Origin of the sequence: Paraburkholderia fungorum, from assembly GCF_003610895.1 — a bacterium.
Classification (GTDB): domain Bacteria; phylum Pseudomonadota; class Gammaproteobacteria; order Burkholderiales; family Burkholderiaceae; genus Paraburkholderia; species Paraburkholderia fungorum_B.
Genome location: NZ_MCAS01000014.1, coordinates 1 through 17,436 on the forward strand (window position 1 = coordinate 1; position 17,436 = coordinate 17,436).

Here is a 17,436-nt window from a genome sequence, read left to right on the forward strand (position 1 = left end):
GTCTTAAACGTGCAGCAGCAAATGCCGGCGTTCCCACGAGCTGATCACGCGGAAAAACGCCTCATATTCGGTTTCTTTCAGTGCGAGGTAGGCTTTGACGAATTTCTCGCCGAGAATCTCGGCCATCGGTTCGCACGCGCCCATCAACGTCAAACCCTCTTCCAGATTGCGCGGCAACTGGTAGGGCAGTTCGTAGCCGTCGCTGAGCAGCGGCTCGGTCGGCTCCAGGTTTTGCGTCATGCCGAGATAACCAGCGGCCAGCGTTGCTGCGATCGCCAGATACGGATTGCAGTCAACACCCGGAATGCGGTTCTCGATGCGGCGCGCAGCCGGCCCCGAATGCGGAATCCGGAAACCCACCGTACGGTTGTCGTAACCCCATGCCACATTGATCGGTGCGGCCATGAAGCGCGACAGGCGGCGATACGAGTTGATATACGGCGCGAAAATCGGCATGAGCGCCGGCGTGTATTTCTGCAGGCCGGCGATATAGCCGGTGAACAGCGATGTCGGCTTGCCGTCCGCGCCGGTGAACAGGTTGTGGCCGGTTTCTTCGTCCACGAGGCTCTGGTGCATGTGCATGGCCGAGCCCGGTTCGCCTTCCATCGGCTTGGCCATGAAGGTCGCGTACATCTTGTGACGCAGCGCGGCTTCACGCACCGTGCGCTTAAACAGGAACACGCTGTCGGCGAGTTTCAGCGGGTCGCCGTGCATGAAGTTGATCTCCATCTGCGCGGCGCCGACTTCGTGAATCAACGTATCGACTTCCAGTTCCTGCACTTCGCAGTACTCGTAGATGTCTTCGAAGAGCGGGTCGAATTCGTTGACCGCTTCGATCGAATACGCCTGGCGCCCGGTCTCCGGACGACCGGTACGGCCGATCGGCGGTTGCAGCGGCAGATCCGGGTCCTTGTTCATGTCGACCAGGTAGAACTCGAGCTCGGGCGCGATAACCGGCTTCCAGCCTTTGGCCTTGTAGAGTTCGAGCACGCGGCGCAGTACGCGGCGCGGCGAGATGGCGACGGGCGTGCCGTCGAAGTGAACGCAGTCGTGAATCACCTGGGCAGTCGGGTCGACCGCCCACGGAATCATGCGGATGGTGCTGGCGTCAGGTACGCACACCATGTCCGGGTCGGTGACGCCGGTGAGCGTGCCGTCTTCCGGATAGTCCCCTGTGACGGTCTGGATCATCACCGCTTGCGGCAAGCGCATGGACTCGCCGGATTCGAATTTGCTGCGCGGAATGATCTTGCCGCGTGCGATCCCGGCCATATCCGGAATGATCGCTTCGATTTCGGTGACGCGGTTCTGTTTCAGGAAGTCGTCGATTGCGTTCATGGCTCTTTATCCGTCTACCCATCGACGCGGCGCACGTCCCCTGTGCGCGCGGCTCTTGCAACATGCCGTTGCTGGCGCCACGAATCCCGAGATGCAAGCGACGTGTGGCGAACGACGGATGGAGCGTAGCATCGCGCATTTATTGAATAAAAATAGTTTTCCTACCTTATGGATAGTTTTTTCAGATGCAAAATTCTCCCGTTCCTGCTCGCCTATAAATGTGTGTTCACAATCTGATCCCGCGTTCGAGGAACCGATCGTTGAAAGAAACCGGAAAGGGATGCAACTCTGAAAATGGATAGGAAAAACAGATGCAATGAACAGCAAATATGTTCTTTCCCGTCCCTTTTTGTTAATCGACAGTAGGGCTTAGAACAGTAGCTGTCTCGATCATCGATACACGAGATGGACAGGCATCCCTGCCCATCTCCAGACCGGAGTCATTCCTTGAGCCATTCTTCAGCTGATATTCGCAACCATATGGACTGGCGGCGTCTCGCCGCCGACGTTCGCCCGCGAGCACAGGCACACATTGACGGCCGCTTCACGGACGCGCAGGACGGCGGGACCTTTGAGGCGATCAATCCGGCCACTGAGGCGGTGATTGCCCAGGTTGCATCGTGCAGCGCGGCAGATGTCGACAACGCCGTTCGTGCTGCCCGTGCTTCGTTCGATGCGGGACACTGGTCGCGTTGTCCGCCGGCGGAACGCAAGCGCGTCCTGTGCCGGTTGGGCGCATTGATTGCGACCCACGGCGCGGAGCTCGCCCTGCTCGACTCGCTCAACATGGGCAAACGCGTGGCCGACGCATTCGACATCGACGTGCCGGCTGCCAGCAGCCTGTTCTGCTGGTATGGCGAGGCGGTGGATAAATTGAACGGCGAGGTCGCGTCGACCGATCCGGGCAATCTCGCCGTTGTCACACGGGAACCGCTCGGCGTGGTCGGTGCGGTCGTGCCGTGGAATTTCCCGCTCGATATGGTGGCCTGGAAAATCGCCCCCGCACTTGCTGCAGGCAATAGCGTCGTGTTGAAGCCCGCGGAGCAATCGCCATTGTCGGCTCTGCGTCTTGCAGAACTCGCCCTCGAGGCCGGGTTGCCACCGGGCGTGCTGAACGTCGTGCCCGGGTTCGGCGAGACGGCGGGACGCGCGCTCGGACTGCACCCTGACGTCGACGTCCTCGCATTCACGGGGTCGACGGCTGTCGGCAAGAAATTTCTCGAGTACGCCGCGCAATCGAATATGAAACAGGTCTGGCTCGAATGCGGCGGCAAGAGTCCGAATCTGGTTTTCGAAGACACGGACGATCTCGATCTGGCGGCCCGCAAAGCATGCTTCGGCATCTTCTTCAATCAGGGCGAAGTGTGCTCGGCCAATTCGCGACTGCTGGTGCAGCGCTCAATCCATGATGAGTTCGTCGAGCGCCTGATCGCCCATTCGCGCAACTTCATGCCGGGCGACCCGCTCGACCCCGCCAGCGGCATGGGTGCGATCGTCGACCGCACGCAGTTCGAGCGGGTCAAGGAATGGATCGCGCGAGGACGCACGAGCTCGACGCTCGCAACCGGCGGCGGGACACGGCTTGTCGACGGCAAAGGGTATTTCATCGAGCCGACCATCTTTGTCGGCGTGAGCGCAAACGATCCGATTGCGCGCGAGGAAATCTTTGGGCCGGTACTGTCGGTTCTCACGTTCGACACCGAGGACGAGGCAATCGCGCTCGCCAACGATTCGATCTATGGGCTCGCCGCATCGGTCTGGACCGGCGGCCTGTCACGCGCACATCGCGTGGCGTCGCGCCTGCGTGCCGGCACGGTGTCCGTCAACACAGTCGATGCGCTCAGCGCGCAAACCCCGTTTGGCGGTTTCCGTCAGTCGGGATTCGGCCGCGACCTGTCGTTGCACGCGCTCGACAAGTACACGGGGCTCAAAACGACATGGATCAGTTACTGAGCCGGCGATCAACGCCCCGAGTCAACCCTGCAATGAGCCTGAGAGCTCCGTCCGGGTACAGGCGACTCGCCGCACCCGGACGTGAAAAGCGAAATCTGTCCGTTACACAAAGGAACCTTGAACATGAACGCTCCTAACTTTCCGCACCGCGCCACTCGCGACTATCAGCAAAGCGATGCAGCCCATCACCTGCACGCCTTCGTCGATCAGAAAGCCCTGAACGACGAAGGGGCGCGCGTGATGGTTCGAGGCGAAGGTGTCTATCTGTGGGACAACGACGGAAACCGTTACATCGACGGCATGTCCGGCCTCTGGTGCACCAACGTCGGTTACGGTCGTCAGGAGTTGATCGACGCAGCGTCGCGACAAATGAAAGACCTGTCGTACTACAACATGTTCTTCCACACCACGCATCCCGCGGTGATCGAATTGTCGGAACGACTCTTCTCACTGCTGGGCGATCGTTTCAGCCACGTCGTGTACACGAACTCCGGCTCGGAGGCGAACGAAGTTCTCATTCGTACGGTCCGCCGCTACTGGGACATCCAGGGCCAGCCCGGCAAGAAAGTGATGATCGGGCGAATCAATGGCTATCACGGCTCGACCGTCGGCAGCGCGTCGTTGGGCGGCATGGCCTTCATGCACGAGATGGGCGACCTGCCGATTCCGAACGTTACGCACGTCGACGAGCCCTACTGGTACGCGAACGGCGGCGACCTGAGCCCCGAAGCATTTGGCAAGCAGGCCGCGTTGTCGCTCGAGAAGAAGATTCTCGAACTGGGCGCTGACCGGGTGGGCGCGTTTGTCGCCGAGCCATTCCAGGGGGCGGGCGGCATGATCTTCCCGCCGGACGGCTACTGGCAGGAGATCCAGCGCATTTGCCGTCAGTACGACGTGCTGTTGTGCGCGGACGAAGTCATCGGCGGCTTCGGGCGAACCGGAGAATGGTTCGCGCATCGGCATTTCGGCTTCGAGCCCGATCTGATCTGTATTGCGAAGGGCCTGACGTCAGGCTACATGCCGATGGGCGGTCTGGTGATGAGCCGGCGAATCGGCGAGGCACTGGTTGAAAAGGGCGGCGTCTATGCGCACGGACTGACCTACTCGGGTCACCCAGTCGCGGCGGCGGTCGCGCTGGCCAATCTCGATGTCCTCGAGAAGGACCGTCTGGTCGAACGCACGAAGAACGACACCGGTCCGTATCTGCAGAAGGCCTTGCGTGATGCATTCGCCGATCACCCGTTGATTGGCGAGATCCAGGGGGTGGGCGCAGTGGCCGCGATACAGTTCGCAAAAAATAAGGCCACGCGCGAGCGCTTCAGCAACGAAGCCGAATTGACCTGGCATAGCCGCACTGTCGGCTTCGAACTGGGCGCCGTCGTACGCTCGACGAATGGCCGGCTGATCGTCGCTCCGCCATTGGTGATCGACCACGCGCAAATCGACGAACTGGTCGACAAGATGCGCCAGGCTGTCGATGCAACTGCAGATAAGGTACTCGGCAATACCCGCTGAGCCTGTTCCGCGTGTTCTCCTTACGCCCCCCGCGTCCTTGCCACCCTGCACCTTCGTGCAGGGCGGCGGGATCGTCATGGATGAACCAGCAGCCTGCTGATCCGTCAGCGTCAACGCGTAAAACTTGACGGCAGTATCCGGCGTCGTCTTTCGCACGCGCCGCCACTCAAACCGCCCCCTCGCACAGTTCATCCACGGGAACAGCCTTCGATGGTTCAGGATCCCGATATGTATCCGCCGTTACGTTTTGTCACCAGAGCATCGTCAACTGCTGTCTTCCGGCCAGCGTTAAACCGGCAGCGCTGAGACATTTCAGCCTCGACGCAAAGAACAACCGGTTCAACCAGGAGTTACATCATGAAGACGCTTTTCGCTGCTCTCGCTTCCGCTCTCGTCGTGTCGACCGCATTCGCACAAACCGCAGCGCCGTCGGCCGCGCAACCCGCGCAAACGCAACCCGCCGGTCAAGCGAATCTGAAGGCGAGCACCGCCGTGCAAACCGGCGCCACGACTGAAGGCACCGCGGCAACGAAAGCGCCGACCAAGGCCGCGACGAAGGCGCATGTGAAGAAGGTCACCGCCACGCATACGGCGAAGGCGCATAAAGCCACCAAAAAGGCCGCTGTAGAGCCGAGCGCAAGCAAGACAAAGACGGAGAGTGCGAAAGAGGCCAGCAATGCCCCGGCAAAAGCCGACGGCGCAAAGACCGACGCGACGAAGACGCAATAACACGCGATCGGTTTTCGGCACGCACCGGCCAGGCATGCGTAGTTAATCGAAGCCGAACTGTGCCGTTCAGGGAGGGCGAGTCTCATGACTCGCCTTTTTTTCTTTTTTCGTTAACCACCCCGATTTTTGCACTGCGTTTACCCGTAGACGTCTAATCTCGAACTGTCCTGATCAACCATGGCGTCAACGAACGCCGCATTAAATGGCACTCACGCAACCCATCGACAGTTTCGAAACGCAGCCGCTCAGCGCGCCGCCGGTCCAGCGCAACAATGTCATTCCCTTCCCTGCGGCCCGCGCCCGCTTGCAGGTAACACTACCCCACCCCTCGCACGACCTTCCTGGCACCCAGCTGCGCACACTGCTTCATTCTCCGCTCGGCGTGTACGTGGTGAGCACCGAGGCCGTGCGCGAAGAAGTACGCGTGCAACTCGACATCGCGCTCGACGACCTCGACTTCACCTTGCACACGCTGATTTCGACACTCCCCGCAGCACTGATCGGACCTCTGAAGCGCCGCCACGCCGTCGCAAAGGCGCGCTAATCATGTTCTCCGGTATCTGGTTGCCTATCGTTACGCCGTTCCGTAACGGCGAAGTCGACGTAGACGCATTACAGCGCCTCGCGGACTACTACCTGCGCACGGAAATCAGCGGTTTTGTCGCCTTGAGCACGACGGGCGAAGCCGCTTTGTTACAGGAATCCGAACGCCTCACCGTGTTGCAGGTGCTAACCGATGTGATCGGCTCCCGTTTGCCGATGCTGATCGGCGTCGGCGGTTCGAATACACGCGACGTCCTGCACGATATTCAGCGCTACGAGCGCTGGGACTGTGCGGGTTATCTGGTGTCTGCGCCGTCATACGTATGTCCGGATCAGGCTGGTGTGCAATGGCATTTCGAACAAGCGGCACTCGCCACCGAACGCCCCATCGTTTTGTACGACGTGCCGCATCGAACCGGCGTGGCGATTGCGCCGGATACCGTCGCGCGCCTGGTCGAGCATCGCAACATCGTCGCGATCAAGGAGTGCGTCAAGGAACATTTCGGCAAACTGCGCGGCCTGCCGGTCAACGTGCTGTGCGGCACCGATGAAGCCTTGGACGACTGTCTGCACAACGGCGGCACAGGTGGCATTCTGGCTAGCGCCCATGTTTGCGCGGATCTTCTGGTTGCGGTACAGGAATTGATCCGCGCCGATCGCGATCCGGACGAACGCAATCTGTTCGCCAGCCTGCTGCCCGTGTTGCGCCTGCTATTCGCCGCGCCCAACCCGTCCGCGATCAAGGCGATGCTCGCATTCGACCACGCCATGACCGACGAAACACGTATGCCGATCACGCGCGCTTCGGCACAACTCGTCGAGCGCCTGAGCACCGCGCGCGACAGGTTGCAGGACCTGCGCGCCGAGTTCGCCGGGGCGATGAGCTAAAGCGCCCAACCAGGAACAGGAAGATCCGGGAACGCATGCACCACGAATGCCTGAATCATTCGTGGTGCAAACTTGCGTCGAGACGCTGCATGCGCAGCACGACACGCCGGGCGTAACCGCGGCCGCCGCCGCTATAGCGAAGCAGTGCGGCGTCGAGATCGCCGCCGCTCTCGTCGAGGTAGCCACGCAAAATAGTCGTGCCGATCCGCACGTTGATCGCCGGATCGGACAAATCGGTTGTGTTCGCAATCAATTGCGGATGCGCGGCGGGCAAGACCTGCATCAACCCGCGCGCACCTGCGTTGCTGACCGCGTGGCGATCGAAACTCGACTCGACCGACATCACGGCAAGCAGCAATACCGGCGAGATGCCGTGACGCTCGGCTTCGTTCAACACCGCGCGGGCAATCTTCATGGATTCCATGGGCGCCACGCGAAACTGCGCGCGCAGCATGGCGGTGATATCGCTGAGCGCCGGCAAGCCGGGCTCAGGTGTTGCGTCGCTCGCGGCAATTGGCGCGGTCAACGTCGACGGCGCATCATCGGCGGCGTGGGCCGCTGCGGCAAGCGAGAAGACAACTGCCGTGAATACGGCCCTCAGACTGAATTTGGAACAAGGACCTTGTTGTGTTTGCACACCATCCAGAGCGCTATTTCCATGCATATTTTCGCTTCCTGACCGGGGTGGTTCGACCTTACCGGGCTTGGTGTAGCGAATCGCCAAAGAAATAGGGGTGCGCCGTAAAATGCTTATAAAGACGCGGTGTCGTGCGCGACCTCGGCACGACCCGGTTCGATCAATCCGCTGCCGGATTCAGATCGGCTAGTGCGCGGAGCTTTTGCACATCGGCAATTTCGATTTCCGCATAGCGCAGCTTCAACGCGCCCTGCGTTTCGAATTGCTTGAGCACCTGATTGATCGTCTGGCGCGACAAAGCCAGCATCATCGCCAGGTCCTCCTGCGGCACCTTGAGCACGCGCCGCATTGCACCGGGTTCGCCGTAGCCGCCTGCCATCAGCAACAGGCGGCGCGCCACGCGCTGCGCGGCGGGCAGCAAGGCGGCTTCTTCAATGGCGTCGAAAGCGAGCCGCAGTTTTTGCGTCAACAGCAAACCGAAGGCGTGCCAATACTCGGGCGTGCGTTCAAGCAGGGCGGCAAGCGCGGCGCGTGGCACATGAAACAGCGCGGAATCGCGCTCGGCATACGCATCATGGGTTCGCGGGCGGTTATCGAACAGCGCGATCTCGCCGAACCAGTTGACCGGTTCGATGACCGCAAGCAAGGCCTCCTTGCCGCCCGAACTCGCCGCCCCAATGCGCACCAGACCGTCGAGCACACAATAGAGGCCGTCGTCGGAATCGCCGCGCGTGAAGAGCCGTTCACCCGCCGCGAGACGCTCGACGCGCCCGGCCTGGATCAGCTGCGCCTGCATGGCAGCGGGCGCCGAGCGAAACCACGCGCTGCGCTCAAGCAGGCGGCCAGGCTCATTCGATGAAAAACTCGCAGTCATAAGACGGCATCCGTGCCCAATTGTCGGCTACCCGATGGTTTCAATTTCCGCTGCCCGCGATTATGCTGACTTTGATTGAGGAGCGGCATCCATGAGAACGCTGACGCAACAGCTTACGCAATACGCGGCCTACCATCGCGACCGGCGCAATATCGCCACGCATTTCGTCGGTATTCCGATGATCGTGCTGGCGCTGGCGGTGTTGTTGAGCCGGCCGGCTTTCGGCTTCGGCTCGCTGCCGTTTGCCTTGTCGCCGGCGTGGGTGTTGTTCATTGCGGCGACCATCTATTACCTCGTGCTCGACGTGCCGCTCGGCGTCATGATGGCCGTGGTATCGGTACTGTGCGTCGCATGCGGGCAATGGCTCGCCGCACAGGCCACGCTTACCTGGCTCGCCTCGGGCATCGGCCTCTTCGTGGTCGGCTGGATGTTTCAGTTCATCGGCCACGTCGCATACGAACATCGCAAGCCGGCATTTGTCGATGACGTGATCGGCCTGCTGATCGGGCCGCTATTCGTGCTCGCTGAAGCGTTGTTCGGTTTCGGCTGGCGGCCGGCGCTGCGCGAAGCGATCGAGGCGCAAGTCGGCGCAACGCGCATCAATGCGGATCACGCCGCAGCGCACCGCTGAACTGCAGTCCAAGGTCAACGCGGCGCAAGCCGAACGAGCTGCACGCTATGCAATGCCGTCAGCGCAACCGCGATCCAGATCGGAATATACGTGGCCAACTGCGCGGCACTGAGTGTCTCGCCAAGCAACGTGATCGAGACAAACACCAGCAACACCGGCTCGACATACCCGAGGATGCCGAACAACGCGACTGGCAATAAACGGCTCGCCTTCAGATACGAAGCAAGCGCAAGGGTGCTGAGCGCGCCGAGTCCGGGCAACAGCAGACACCACATGTCGATGCGCCCGCCGATCATCGCCAGCGACCCGCCGATAACGATGAACACCGCCGCCGCCGGCAACAGCAGCGCCATTTCCACGGTGAACATGGCGAGCGAATCCTGATTGATCTTGCGACGCAGCACGAAATACGGCGGATAGCCGAGTGCGACGAGCAAGGTGGGCCACGAGAAGGCACCCGTCACCCACAGTTCGTGCGCAACCCCCAACGCGGCGCAGATCACAGCGAGCCACTGCAATCCGTCGAGGCGCTCGTGATAGTAGAAACGCCCCACCAGCACCATCACGAGCGGCAGCAGGAAATAGCCGAGCGAGACTTCGAGCATGCGCCCATGCAGCGGCGCCCATAGAAACACCCACAGTTGCGCGCCCAGCAGAACCGCGCTGACGACCATCGCCAGGCCGAGCCGCGGCTCGGTCACCATACGGTAAAGAAGTTGCCGAAGAATGGGCAGACGTTTGCGCAATACGATCAGCACCAGCGCGCCGGGCACGGTCCACACGACACGCCACGCGAAAATGTCGAGACCGCTCAACGGCGCGAGCAGTTTGGCGTAAGCGGACAGTAATGCAAACATCGCGGCCGCACCGACTGACAACGCGATACCGCGCTTTGGGTCATACTGGTTCATTGCGCGGCCCGCGATGCAATGACCTTGGCGTGCGGTGCAGGTATGTGCGGCGCAACATAGGGCTGCGCGCCTCGAATTGTTGTCATTGGAAGTGAAGTCTCTGAATCTGGAAATGCGTCTGGCAGCGCGGCTTGCCGTGTGAATCAGCGCTGCGTTTTTATCGTCGATCGGCGATGCAAGCGGGCATTCTAGACGGGTTCGCGGCCATCGTGCCCGCTCGCTCATTGCAATCAGCAGCAACTTTTCCCGTGCGCATCATGCGCGGATGCACTAGAACATAACTTCACGCGCGCGAGGAAAATCAGCAACTGCAACGCCGGCAATGTCCCGTGCAGTCGCTCAAGCGCGAATCTTGCTTCGAAGTCTGGCGACGCCGTTTGCAACGTCATCCGGGACATCGCGGATATCCGTAGTAACGGTCAACCGTCATTTGCAACCGTCATTCGCAACTGTCATCTGCAGCATCAACGAGCCGGGCCGGCAAAGGCAGTCCATACGGACCGAGCCGGCCTATCTTTCCCGCGGCATGCATCAACAGCGTTTCCCGCGGCATGCATCAACAGCGTTTCCCGCGCATGCCGCCGCCCGGCCAGCAATCCCGCTCATCGAATGTGACTACTGGAGCCAGCATGACCCAGCCAGCCCTCTCGCACGACGCATCGCCCGATCTATTTCGTGCGACCTTTGCCGCCGACGTACGCGCCGGACTCACACACACGCCGCAGAAAGAACTGCCGTCGAAGTATCTGTATGACGAAGTCGGCTCCGCGCTGTTCGAAGTGATCACCGTGCTGCCCGAATACGGCGTGACGCGGGCTGAAGAACGGCTGCTCGCGAAGCACGCGGCGGATATCGTCGCGCATCTGCCGCACGACGTGACGGTCGCCGAACTGGGCAGCGGCAGCGGCCGCAAAACGCGGCGCATTCTGGAAGCACTGTGTAAAAAGCGCCCCACTTCTTACTGCCCGATTGAAATATCGCGCAGCGCGCTGCAGTTGTGCAGGCGCGAACTCGGCGACATCGAGCGCATCTCGATCGTCGGTTATGAGCGCGATTACCTGGCGGGACTGGCCGAAGTCAGCAAGAACCGCGCGGCGGGCGAACGCTTACTCGTGCTGTTTCTCGGCAGTACGATCGGCAATTTCGGCAGACTGGCGGCGACGCGTTTTCTGCGTGATATCCGCAACATGCTTGCGCCCGGCGACGCACTGCTGCTTGGCACCGATCTGATCAAGCCTACCCCGGTGCTGGTGGCCGCGTACGACGATGCGATCGGCGTGACCGCGTCGTTCAATCTGAATCTGCTCGCGCGCATCAATCGCGAACTCGATGGAGATTTTCCGCTCGACGCATTCGAGCACGTCGCGCGCTTCAATCCGGACGCGCGCAGCATCGAAATGCATCTGCGTGCAAAGCGCGATGTCACCGCGCATGTGGGCGCCGCGCAATTGACGGTCTCGCTCAAAGCAGGCGAAACCATCTGGACCGAGAGCAGCCACAAATATCGCGTGGACGAGATGCCCGCGATCGCCGACGACGCGGGCTTCGTGTGCAGCCATCAGTGGATCGAAGATGGCTGGGGCTTTGCGGAAAGCTTGCTGGTAGCACGTTGAACGCAGTCCGGCCGCTGACTGCTGACTGGAGCAAGCGGCCGGGCACACGCGACAAGGCGGCGCGCCATGGCGCATGATGGCGCGCCACCTGTTCTTTCGCGTGAAGCCGTTTAGTGCTGCTCGAAACGTTCGTAGCGCTTTTCGGTGGCGCGCTCTTCGCCGGTCACCTCGGTCACGCGCGCCGCCGGCGGCCCGTGACGCAGCCATGACAGCATCCGGTCGACCTGATTAGCCGAGCCCTGCAACATGGCTTCGACGGAACCATCTTCGAGATTCGCCACCCATCCCTTGATACCGAGCGCGTGAGCCTGCCGCACGGTGGCGTGGCGAAAACCCACGCCCTGCACGGTGCCGCGCACCCGCACGTAATACGTTTCGATCCGCTGGTCCAGATCCGGGGCCATGCCGTCTTCTCCATACATTCTTTCAAGCCGGCATTCTAGACGCGTCGCGACGAGAATGCTCGGCCGCATCTCGGTTCACCTACGCGCCGAGGCCGCCTGGCGCGACACGCGGCACGCGCGACACGTACAATCCGTCGACTGTCACGCAGGGAATCAAACAGAATGACCGAACAGAATCGCGATCTCGTGCTCGTGACCGGCGCCTCCGGCTTTGTCGGCTCGTCGGTGGCGCGCATCGCGCAGCAGAAGGGTTTCAGGGTGCGGGTGCTGGTACGCGCCACCAGTCCGCGCAAAAACGTCGAGGCGCTGGATGCGGAAATCGTCATTGGCGACATGCGCGACGAAGCCTCGATGCGCAACGCGCTGCGCGGCGTGCGCTATCTGCTGCACGTAGCGGCCGACTATCGCCTGTGGGCGCCGGACCCGGGCGAAATCGAGCGCTCGAATCTCGAAGGCACCGAGGCGACCATGCGCGCCGCGTTGAAGGAAGGGGTCGAACGCATCGTCTACACGAGCAGCGTGGCCACGCTGAAAGTTACCAGCTCCGGCCAATCCGCCGATGAAACCTCGCCGCTCAAAGCCGATCAGGCGATCGGCGTGTACAAGCGCAGCAAGGTGCTCGCCGAGCGCGCGGTGGAGCGGATGATCGCCGAGGACGGCCTGCCGGCCGTGATCGTCAATCCGTCCACGCCGATCGGTCCGCGCGATGTCAAGCCGACGCCGACCGGGCGCATCATCGTCGAAGCGGCGCTCGGCAAAATTCCAGCGTTCGTCGATACGGGGCTGAACCTCGTGCACGTGGATGACGTGGCGGCCGGCCATTTTCTCGCGCTCGAACGCGGCAAGATCGGTGAGCGCTACATTCTCGGCGGCGAAAATCTGCCGCTGCAACAAATGCTCGCGGATATCGCGGCGCTGACCGGCCGCAAGGCGCCCACGTTGAGTTTGCCGCGCTGGCCGCTTTATCCGCTCGCCGCGGGTGCCGAAGCCGTCGCCAAGATCACAAAGCGCGAACCGTTCCTCACCGTCGACGGTCTGAAGATGTCGAAGAACAAGATGTACTTCACGTCGGCTAAAGCGGAACGCGAACTCGGTTATCGCGCGCGGCCGTATCGCGAGGGCTTGAGCGATGCGCTCGACTGGTTCCGGCAAGCCGGATATTTGCAGCGCTGACCAAGCCCTGGCGCAGGCCGGATAAGCAGCACAAGCAGCACAATCAGCACCGGGCCGCTTCGGCAGTATCAACCAGGCTCACGCAGGGCGCGCCGGGCATTCCGGCGTGGCCTGCATGCACTTTGTTACAACGTCACTGTGTTTGCGACAGGTAAAAGCCTACGCGCAGCAGGTAAAATCGTAGGTCTTACCAGAGAAACCTCGCATGAATCTTCACGAACAGCTCGGCGCGCTGGAAATGGGCGTCGATCAGCTCATCCAGGCTGTCGTGGCCCCGCAGGCCGAAAACACCCCCGAGACATCCGCAGGAATCGCAGCGCAGGAAGCGCCGGCGGTCAATCACGTCGCGTCCGAATCGAAAGCGGAGAACGTTGCGCCTGAAGGCGCAAGCGCGGCGGTCGAAGCCGCGGAGCCCGCACCTGCGCCCGCTGAAGAACCGGCCGCCAAGCCGCTGCCCACGCTCGAAATCAACCGCCCCGCACAGAACGAGATCACGATGACCATCGGCGGTCAGACAGTGGCGCTGCGTGCCGAGCAGATTGGACAGTTGATCGAGGAATTGGCGAACGCACGCGCCTCGATGACGCCGGAACCGCCGCCAGGCATCCCGCCGGGCTGGCGCTTCGTCTCGACGAAAAATCCCGTCATGGCCGTGCAGAAACAGTCGAATGGCGATCGTCTGCTGATCATGCGGCATACCGGCCACGGCTGGGTGCCGTTCACGTTCTCGCCCGACATGGTGATCCAGATGTACATGATGCTCACCAAGGCTTGATGCTCAGGTCGGCAGAGGTCGATGCAAAAAAAAGCGGCGCCTGAGAGCGCCGCTTTTCTATTCTTCCGACAAATCGTGCACGCGCGTGTCTCAGCGCTCCTGCACCGGCGCCTGCACGCGCGCCTTCCATTGCCCGCCCTTGCCGCGCCAATAGCGCACCGCCGAGGCAAACGTCGCGCCGACATAAAACAGCGCCACCAGCGGCAGAAACGGCGCCCACAACGGCGAGCGGCGGTAATAACTGAGCATCGGCGCATACGCGCAGCACATGAGCGCCCAGGCAAGCCATGCGGGCCAGCCCAGCGGCCCCAGCACCAGCGCGGCCACCGGCGGCATCAGGTAGATGATCGTCATGCCCAGCAGCGTGCCCACCAGCAGCAGCGGCGAGTAATGCAATTGCGTAAAGGCCGTGCGCGCGATCATGTTCCAGATATCGCGCCAGCTATCGTAAGGGCGCAGCGACACGCTGCGTGCCGCCACATCCAGACGGATCGGGTGACGCCCCGTGCCGCGATGCTTGATTCGCGCGGCAAGGCTGCAATCGTCGATCAGTTCGGCGCGAATCGATTCGATGCCGCCCGCTTCTTCGAGCGCACTGCGCCGCACCAGCATGCAGCCGCCCGCAGCCGCGGCCGTGCGATTGCGCGGGTTGTTGACCCACGAGAACGGATACAGCTTGGCGAAGAAGAACACGAAGGCCGGAATCAGCGCTTTCTCCCAGAACGAATCGCAGCGCAGACGGACCATCAGCGAAACCAGGTCGCGCTTTTCCGCGTCCGCGCGGGCCACGAGTTGCGTGACCGCGTCGGCGGGATGGCCGATATCCGCGTCGGTGAGCAGCAGGAAATCGGCGGGCAGGCCAAGCGTGCGCACCGCCTCGATCCCTTGCGATTGCGCCCACACCTTGCCGGACCAGCCCGGCGGCAGCGGCTTCGCGCCCAGCACCGTCAGGCGATCCGGGCATTGCAGCTGCAATGCGGCCGCGCGGGCGGCGGCGGCGGTGCCGTCGGTGCTGTGGTCGTCGACCACGATCACGTGGAATTCGCCCGGATAGTCCTGCTCGAGCAGGGTGGTGACCGCTTGCGCGATCACATCGACTTCATTGCGCGCCGGCACCACGGCGGCAACCGCAGGCCACGTTTCGCGCCGTTCGGGCGTAAGCGCCGCAGCGGGGCGCGCCCGCCAGAAGCCGCCGCGCGCGAACAGCAACACACACCAGATCAGCAGGGAAAGACATGAAAGAAGAAACAGAACCACCGCCATTAAGCATTACCCTCGAGTGAACCCGCTTCTACGCCGACGCGCCGCGACAGACGCATCACCACCGTGCGCACCGCGACGACGCACCAGTCAAAAGTGTTGAGCACCGGCCGCACGCGAAACACATCGTAGCCGGCCTTTTCGATCCGCTCGAGGATGCGCAGTCCGCCGTGGATGGCGCCGCACAACTCGATGCCGAGCCGCCCGGGAATGCGCAGCGCGAGCGGCGCGCCGCGCACCAGCGTGGCCCGAACAAACGAAATCTCGTAGGTCATCAGCTTGACCCACGCATCGTCGACGACGCCTTGCTCGATTTGCGCCTCGGTCACGTTAAAGCGCCGCAGATCCGCGAGCGGCAGATACAGACGGTCTTTTTTCCAATCGGCGGCGACGTCCTGCCAGAAGCTGATGAGCTGCGCCGCCGTGCAGATCGCATCGGCGTCGGCGAGATTCTCCGGCGTGGCGGCGGCCACCAGATGCAGCATCAGATGCCCGATCGGGCTGGCCGAGTGCCGGCAATAGTCGAGCAAGGCGGCCCGGTCCGCATAGCGGTTGTTGTCGATGTCCTGACCGCAGGCGTGGAGCAGATCGTAAAACGGTGCGAGCGGCAGTTTATACTGCGCGATCACGCCGGCAAGCTTGCCGAACAGCAGCGGGTGCACTGGTGCCGCGCGCCGCTGCGCTATCGCGTCGAGGCCGGCGCGAAAGTCGGCGAGGCGGGCATGCCGCTCGGCCGGGCTCCAGTCGCCTTCATCGGCAATGTCGGCGGCGGTGCGGACAACCTGATAGATAGTGCCGATAGGCGCGCGCAGCGCCTTTGGCAGCAACGCGCTCGCGACCGGAAAGTTTTCGTATTGATCGACGTCCATCCAGCGAGCCTCGAAACCATTCTGTAATGCGGCAGCCAATATGTGCCGCAGGACCACGTAGTTTAAGGGTTCCGCCAAACCAGTGCAGCGTGTAATCGGCGTGTAATCATTACTCACCACGCGTCATCACCTGAGGATTACCGCATGCATCATGGATATGGCCCCCACCGCCGGGAACCCATGGCGCGGCGGCGGCCCAACACCCTGACGGGCCGGTCAGAGCAAAGCCGGCCTGATAGCGTTAGAATGCGCGTTTGGTTTTGCTGTACCGGCTCGTCGCCGGGGCTCAAGACGTCAACTAGATAGATGGTCGCGGCGATAAAGTCAGATTTACCGGCTTCTTCGAAACCCGCGTCAGTCGGAGTTCGCCAATTTATGCGAGTCATCCTTGCTCAACCCCGCGGCTTTTGTGCGGGTGTTGTTCGTGCAATCGAGATCGTCGATCGCGCGTTACAGCAACACGGCGCGCCCGTGTATGTTCGCCACGAGATTGTTCACAATCGCCACGTGGTGGACAACTTACGCCAGAAAGGCGCGCGCTTTGTCGAAGAACTCGATGAAGTGCCGCATGGCGCCGTAGCGATTTTCAGCGCACACGGCGTTGCGCAGACCGTCGAGCGCGACGCGGAACAGCGCGGCCTCGACGTGCTCGACGCCACCTGCCCGCTCGTGACCAAGGTCCATGTGCAAGGGCGCCAATATGTGGCTGCGGGTCGTACCCTGATCCTGATCGGCCATGCGGGCCATCCGGAAGTGGAAGGCACGATCGGCCAGATCCCGGGCAAAGTGCTGCTGGTGCAGAGCGAGGCCGAGGTCGCGCACCTGGACCTGCCGCTCGATACGCCGCTTGCGTACGTCACGCAGACCACGCTGTCGGTCGACGACACACGGGGCATCATCGACGCCCTGCTGCGCCGTTTCACCGACATCGTCGGCCCCGACACGCGCGACATCTGCTACGCCACGCAAAACCGTCAGGCGGCGGTGCGTGAGCTGAGCAAAGAGGTCGAGGTGCTGCTGGTAGTGGGCGCCACCAATAGTTCGAACTCGAACCGGCTGCGCGAGATCGGCAGCGAAAGCGGCGTGGCGAGTTATCTCGTCGCCGACGGTTCGGAAGTGAAGCCGGAGTGGTTTGCCAACGTGCAAACCGTCGGCATCACGGCCGGTGCTTCGGCGCCGGAAGAAATGGTGAAGAACGTAATCGATGCGCTGCGCGCATTGGGGCCTGTCGATGTCACGACGATGGCGGGCCGTGAAGAAAAAGTCGAATTCAAGTTGCCATCGAAACTGATGCAACCACTCGCTGCACGCGAAGTTTAAGGA

At 62.1% G+C, this 17,436-nt stretch carries 17 protein-coding genes; 10 read left to right on the forward strand and 7 right to left on the reverse strand.

Features of this window, described 5'->3' with window-relative positions; translation table 11 throughout:
• Positions 1-3: 3 nt before the first annotated feature.
• Entirely contained in the window at positions 4-1,338 is a 1,335-nt protein-coding gene (locus tag BCY88_RS15640; protein WP_120345165.1) for a glutamine synthetase family protein, read from the reverse strand.
• 480 nt (positions 1,339-1,818) lie between these two features.
• Between BCY88_RS15640 and BCY88_RS15645 the strand changes: the two genes are divergently transcribed.
• From BCY88_RS15645 to BCY88_RS15665, 5 genes are all read left to right on the forward strand, one after another.
• Complete coding sequence (locus BCY88_RS15645) at positions 1,819-3,291, forward strand: aldehyde dehydrogenase (protein ID WP_120345166.1); 1,473 nt, start codon at positions 1,819-1,821, stop codon at positions 3,289-3,291.
• A gap of 123 nt (positions 3,292-3,414) precedes the next feature.
• The gene (locus BCY88_RS15650; protein WP_120345167.1) at positions 3,415-4,806 is read left to right on the forward strand and encodes an aspartate aminotransferase family protein; all 1,392 of its coding nucleotides are present in this window, start codon (positions 3,415-3,417) and stop codon (positions 4,804-4,806) included.
• Positions 4,807-5,163: 357 nt separating this feature from the next.
• Positions 5,164-5,535, forward strand: coding sequence for a hypothetical protein (locus tag BCY88_RS15655; RefSeq protein ID WP_120345168.1), 372 nt, complete (start codon positions 5,164-5,166; stop codon positions 5,533-5,535).
• Between the two features lie 202 nt (positions 5,536-5,737).
• Positions 5,738-6,079 carry a hypothetical protein gene (locus BCY88_RS15660; protein ID WP_120345169.1) on the forward strand — a complete coding sequence of 114 codons (342 nt, stop codon included), beginning with the start codon at positions 5,738-5,740 and terminating at the stop codon, positions 6,077-6,079.
• A 2-nt stretch (positions 6,080-6,081) separates the two neighbouring features.
• On the forward strand, positions 6,082-6,966 hold the full coding sequence (locus BCY88_RS15665; RefSeq protein ID WP_120345170.1) for a 4-hydroxy-tetrahydrodipicolinate synthase family protein: 885 nt from the start codon (positions 6,082-6,084) through the stop codon (positions 6,964-6,966).
• 55 nt (positions 6,967-7,021) lie between these two features.
• Here the strand turns inward: BCY88_RS15665 and BCY88_RS15670 are convergent, their stop codons facing one another.
• Together BCY88_RS15670 and BCY88_RS15675 are read right to left on the reverse strand one after the other, a co-directional pair.
• Positions 7,022-7,630 (reverse strand): lytic transglycosylase domain-containing protein, encoded by a 609-nt coding sequence (locus BCY88_RS15670; protein ID WP_120345171.1) that lies wholly within the window; start codon positions 7,628-7,630, stop codon positions 7,022-7,024.
• A gap of 133 nt (positions 7,631-7,763) precedes the next feature.
• On the reverse strand, positions 7,764-8,477 hold the full coding sequence (locus tag BCY88_RS15675; protein ID WP_120345172.1) for a Crp/Fnr family transcriptional regulator: 714 nt from the start codon (positions 8,475-8,477) through the stop codon (positions 7,764-7,766).
• 91 nt (positions 8,478-8,568) lie between these two features.
• On the opposite strand from BCY88_RS15675, the gene BCY88_RS15680 reads away from it, so the two are divergent.
• Complete coding sequence (locus tag BCY88_RS15680) at positions 8,569-9,108, forward strand: Mpo1 family 2-hydroxy fatty acid dioxygenase (protein ID WP_120345173.1); 540 nt, start codon at positions 8,569-8,571, stop codon at positions 9,106-9,108.
• A gap of 14 nt (positions 9,109-9,122) precedes the next feature.
• On the opposite strand, the gene rarD is transcribed toward BCY88_RS15680, so the two are convergent.
• Positions 9,123-10,019: an EamA family transporter RarD gene (gene rarD, locus BCY88_RS15685; RefSeq protein ID WP_120345174.1), complete on the reverse strand. Its 897-nt coding sequence runs from the start codon at positions 10,017-10,019 to the stop codon at positions 9,123-9,125.
• Between the two features lie 629 nt (positions 10,020-10,648).
• Here rarD and egtD point away from each other — a divergent pair.
• Positions 10,649-11,632: an L-histidine N(alpha)-methyltransferase gene (gene egtD / locus BCY88_RS15690; protein ID WP_120345175.1), complete on the forward strand. Its 984-nt coding sequence runs from the start codon at positions 10,649-10,651 to the stop codon at positions 11,630-11,632.
• Between the two features lie 110 nt (positions 11,633-11,742).
• On the opposite strand, the gene BCY88_RS15695 is transcribed toward egtD, so the two are convergent.
• The gene (locus BCY88_RS15695; protein WP_120345176.1) at positions 11,743-12,036 is read right to left on the reverse strand and encodes an acylphosphatase; all 294 of its coding nucleotides are present in this window, start codon (positions 12,034-12,036) and stop codon (positions 11,743-11,745) included.
• A 162-nt stretch (positions 12,037-12,198) separates the two neighbouring features.
• Between BCY88_RS15695 and hpnA the strand changes: the two genes are divergently transcribed.
• Both hpnA and BCY88_RS15705 read left to right on the forward strand, forming a co-directional pair.
• Positions 12,199-13,209 carry a hopanoid-associated sugar epimerase gene (hpnA, locus tag BCY88_RS15700; protein ID WP_120345177.1) on the forward strand — a complete coding sequence of 337 codons (1,011 nt, stop codon included), beginning with the start codon at positions 12,199-12,201 and terminating at the stop codon, positions 13,207-13,209.
• Between the two features lie 205 nt (positions 13,210-13,414).
• Positions 13,415-13,984: a hypothetical protein gene (locus BCY88_RS15705; protein ID WP_120345178.1), complete on the forward strand. Its 570-nt coding sequence runs from the start codon at positions 13,415-13,417 to the stop codon at positions 13,982-13,984.
• 90 nt (positions 13,985-14,074) lie between these two features.
• On the opposite strand, the gene BCY88_RS15710 is transcribed toward BCY88_RS15705, so the two are convergent.
• Positions 14,075-15,247 carry a glycosyltransferase gene (locus BCY88_RS15710; RefSeq protein ID WP_120345179.1) on the reverse strand — a complete coding sequence of 391 codons (1,173 nt, stop codon included), beginning with the start codon at positions 15,245-15,247 and terminating at the stop codon, positions 14,075-14,077.
• Positions 15,247-16,113, reverse strand: a complete 867-nt coding sequence (gene hpnC / locus BCY88_RS15715) for a squalene synthase HpnC (protein WP_120345180.1) — start codon at positions 16,111-16,113, stop codon at positions 15,247-15,249. Before hpnC ends, BCY88_RS15710 begins: the two co-directional genes overlap by 1 nt.
• 375 nt (positions 16,114-16,488) lie before the next feature.
• Between hpnC and ispH the strand changes: the two genes are divergently transcribed.
• Positions 16,489-17,433 carry a 4-hydroxy-3-methylbut-2-enyl diphosphate reductase gene (gene ispH, locus BCY88_RS15720; RefSeq protein WP_120345181.1) on the forward strand — a complete coding sequence of 315 codons (945 nt, stop codon included), beginning with the start codon at positions 16,489-16,491 and terminating at the stop codon, positions 17,431-17,433.
• Positions 17,434-17,436: the final 3 nt, after the last annotated feature.

Excerpts from the sequence above, each read along its gene's own strand:
- BCY88_RS15640 (WP_120345165.1), bottom strand. The coding sequence starts at position 1,338 with ATGAACGCAATCGACGACTTCCTGAAACAGAACCGCGTCACCGAAATC.
- BCY88_RS15645 (WP_120345166.1), top strand. The coding sequence starts at position 1,819 with ATGGACTGGCGGCGTCTCGCCGCCGACGTTCGCCCGCGAGCACAGGCA.
- BCY88_RS15650 (WP_120345167.1), top strand. The coding sequence starts at position 3,415 with ATGAACGCTCCTAACTTTCCGCACCGCGCCACTCGCGACTATCAGCAA.
- BCY88_RS15655 (WP_120345168.1), top strand. The coding sequence starts at position 5,164 with ATGAAGACGCTTTTCGCTGCTCTCGCTTCCGCTCTCGTCGTGTCGACC.
- BCY88_RS15660 (WP_120345169.1), top strand. The coding sequence starts at position 5,738 with ATGGCACTCACGCAACCCATCGACAGTTTCGAAACGCAGCCGCTCAGC.
- BCY88_RS15665 (WP_120345170.1), top strand. The coding sequence starts at position 6,082 with ATGTTCTCCGGTATCTGGTTGCCTATCGTTACGCCGTTCCGTAACGGC.
- BCY88_RS15670 (WP_120345171.1), bottom strand. The coding sequence starts at position 7,630 with ATGCATGGAAATAGCGCTCTGGATGGTGTGCAAACACAACAAGGTCCT.
- BCY88_RS15675 (WP_120345172.1), bottom strand. The coding sequence starts at position 8,477 with ATGACTGCGAGTTTTTCATCGAATGAGCCTGGCCGCCTGCTTGAGCGC.
- BCY88_RS15680 (WP_120345173.1), top strand. The coding sequence starts at position 8,569 with ATGAGAACGCTGACGCAACAGCTTACGCAATACGCGGCCTACCATCGC.
- rarD (WP_120345174.1), bottom strand. The coding sequence starts at position 10,019 with ATGAACCAGTATGACCCAAAGCGCGGTATCGCGTTGTCAGTCGGTGCG.
- egtD (WP_120345175.1), top strand. The coding sequence starts at position 10,649 with ATGACCCAGCCAGCCCTCTCGCACGACGCATCGCCCGATCTATTTCGT.
- BCY88_RS15695 (WP_120345176.1), bottom strand. The coding sequence starts at position 12,036 with ATGGCCCCGGATCTGGACCAGCGGATCGAAACGTATTACGTGCGGGTG.
- hpnA (WP_120345177.1), top strand. The coding sequence starts at position 12,199 with ATGACCGAACAGAATCGCGATCTCGTGCTCGTGACCGGCGCCTCCGGC.
- BCY88_RS15705 (WP_120345178.1), top strand. The coding sequence starts at position 13,415 with ATGAATCTTCACGAACAGCTCGGCGCGCTGGAAATGGGCGTCGATCAG.
- BCY88_RS15710 (WP_120345179.1), bottom strand. The coding sequence starts at position 15,247 with ATGGCGGTGGTTCTGTTTCTTCTTTCATGTCTTTCCCTGCTGATCTGG.
- hpnC (WP_120345180.1), bottom strand. The coding sequence starts at position 16,113 with ATGGACGTCGATCAATACGAAAACTTTCCGGTCGCGAGCGCGTTGCTG.
- ispH (WP_120345181.1), top strand. The coding sequence starts at position 16,489 with ATGCGAGTCATCCTTGCTCAACCCCGCGGCTTTTGTGCGGGTGTTGTT.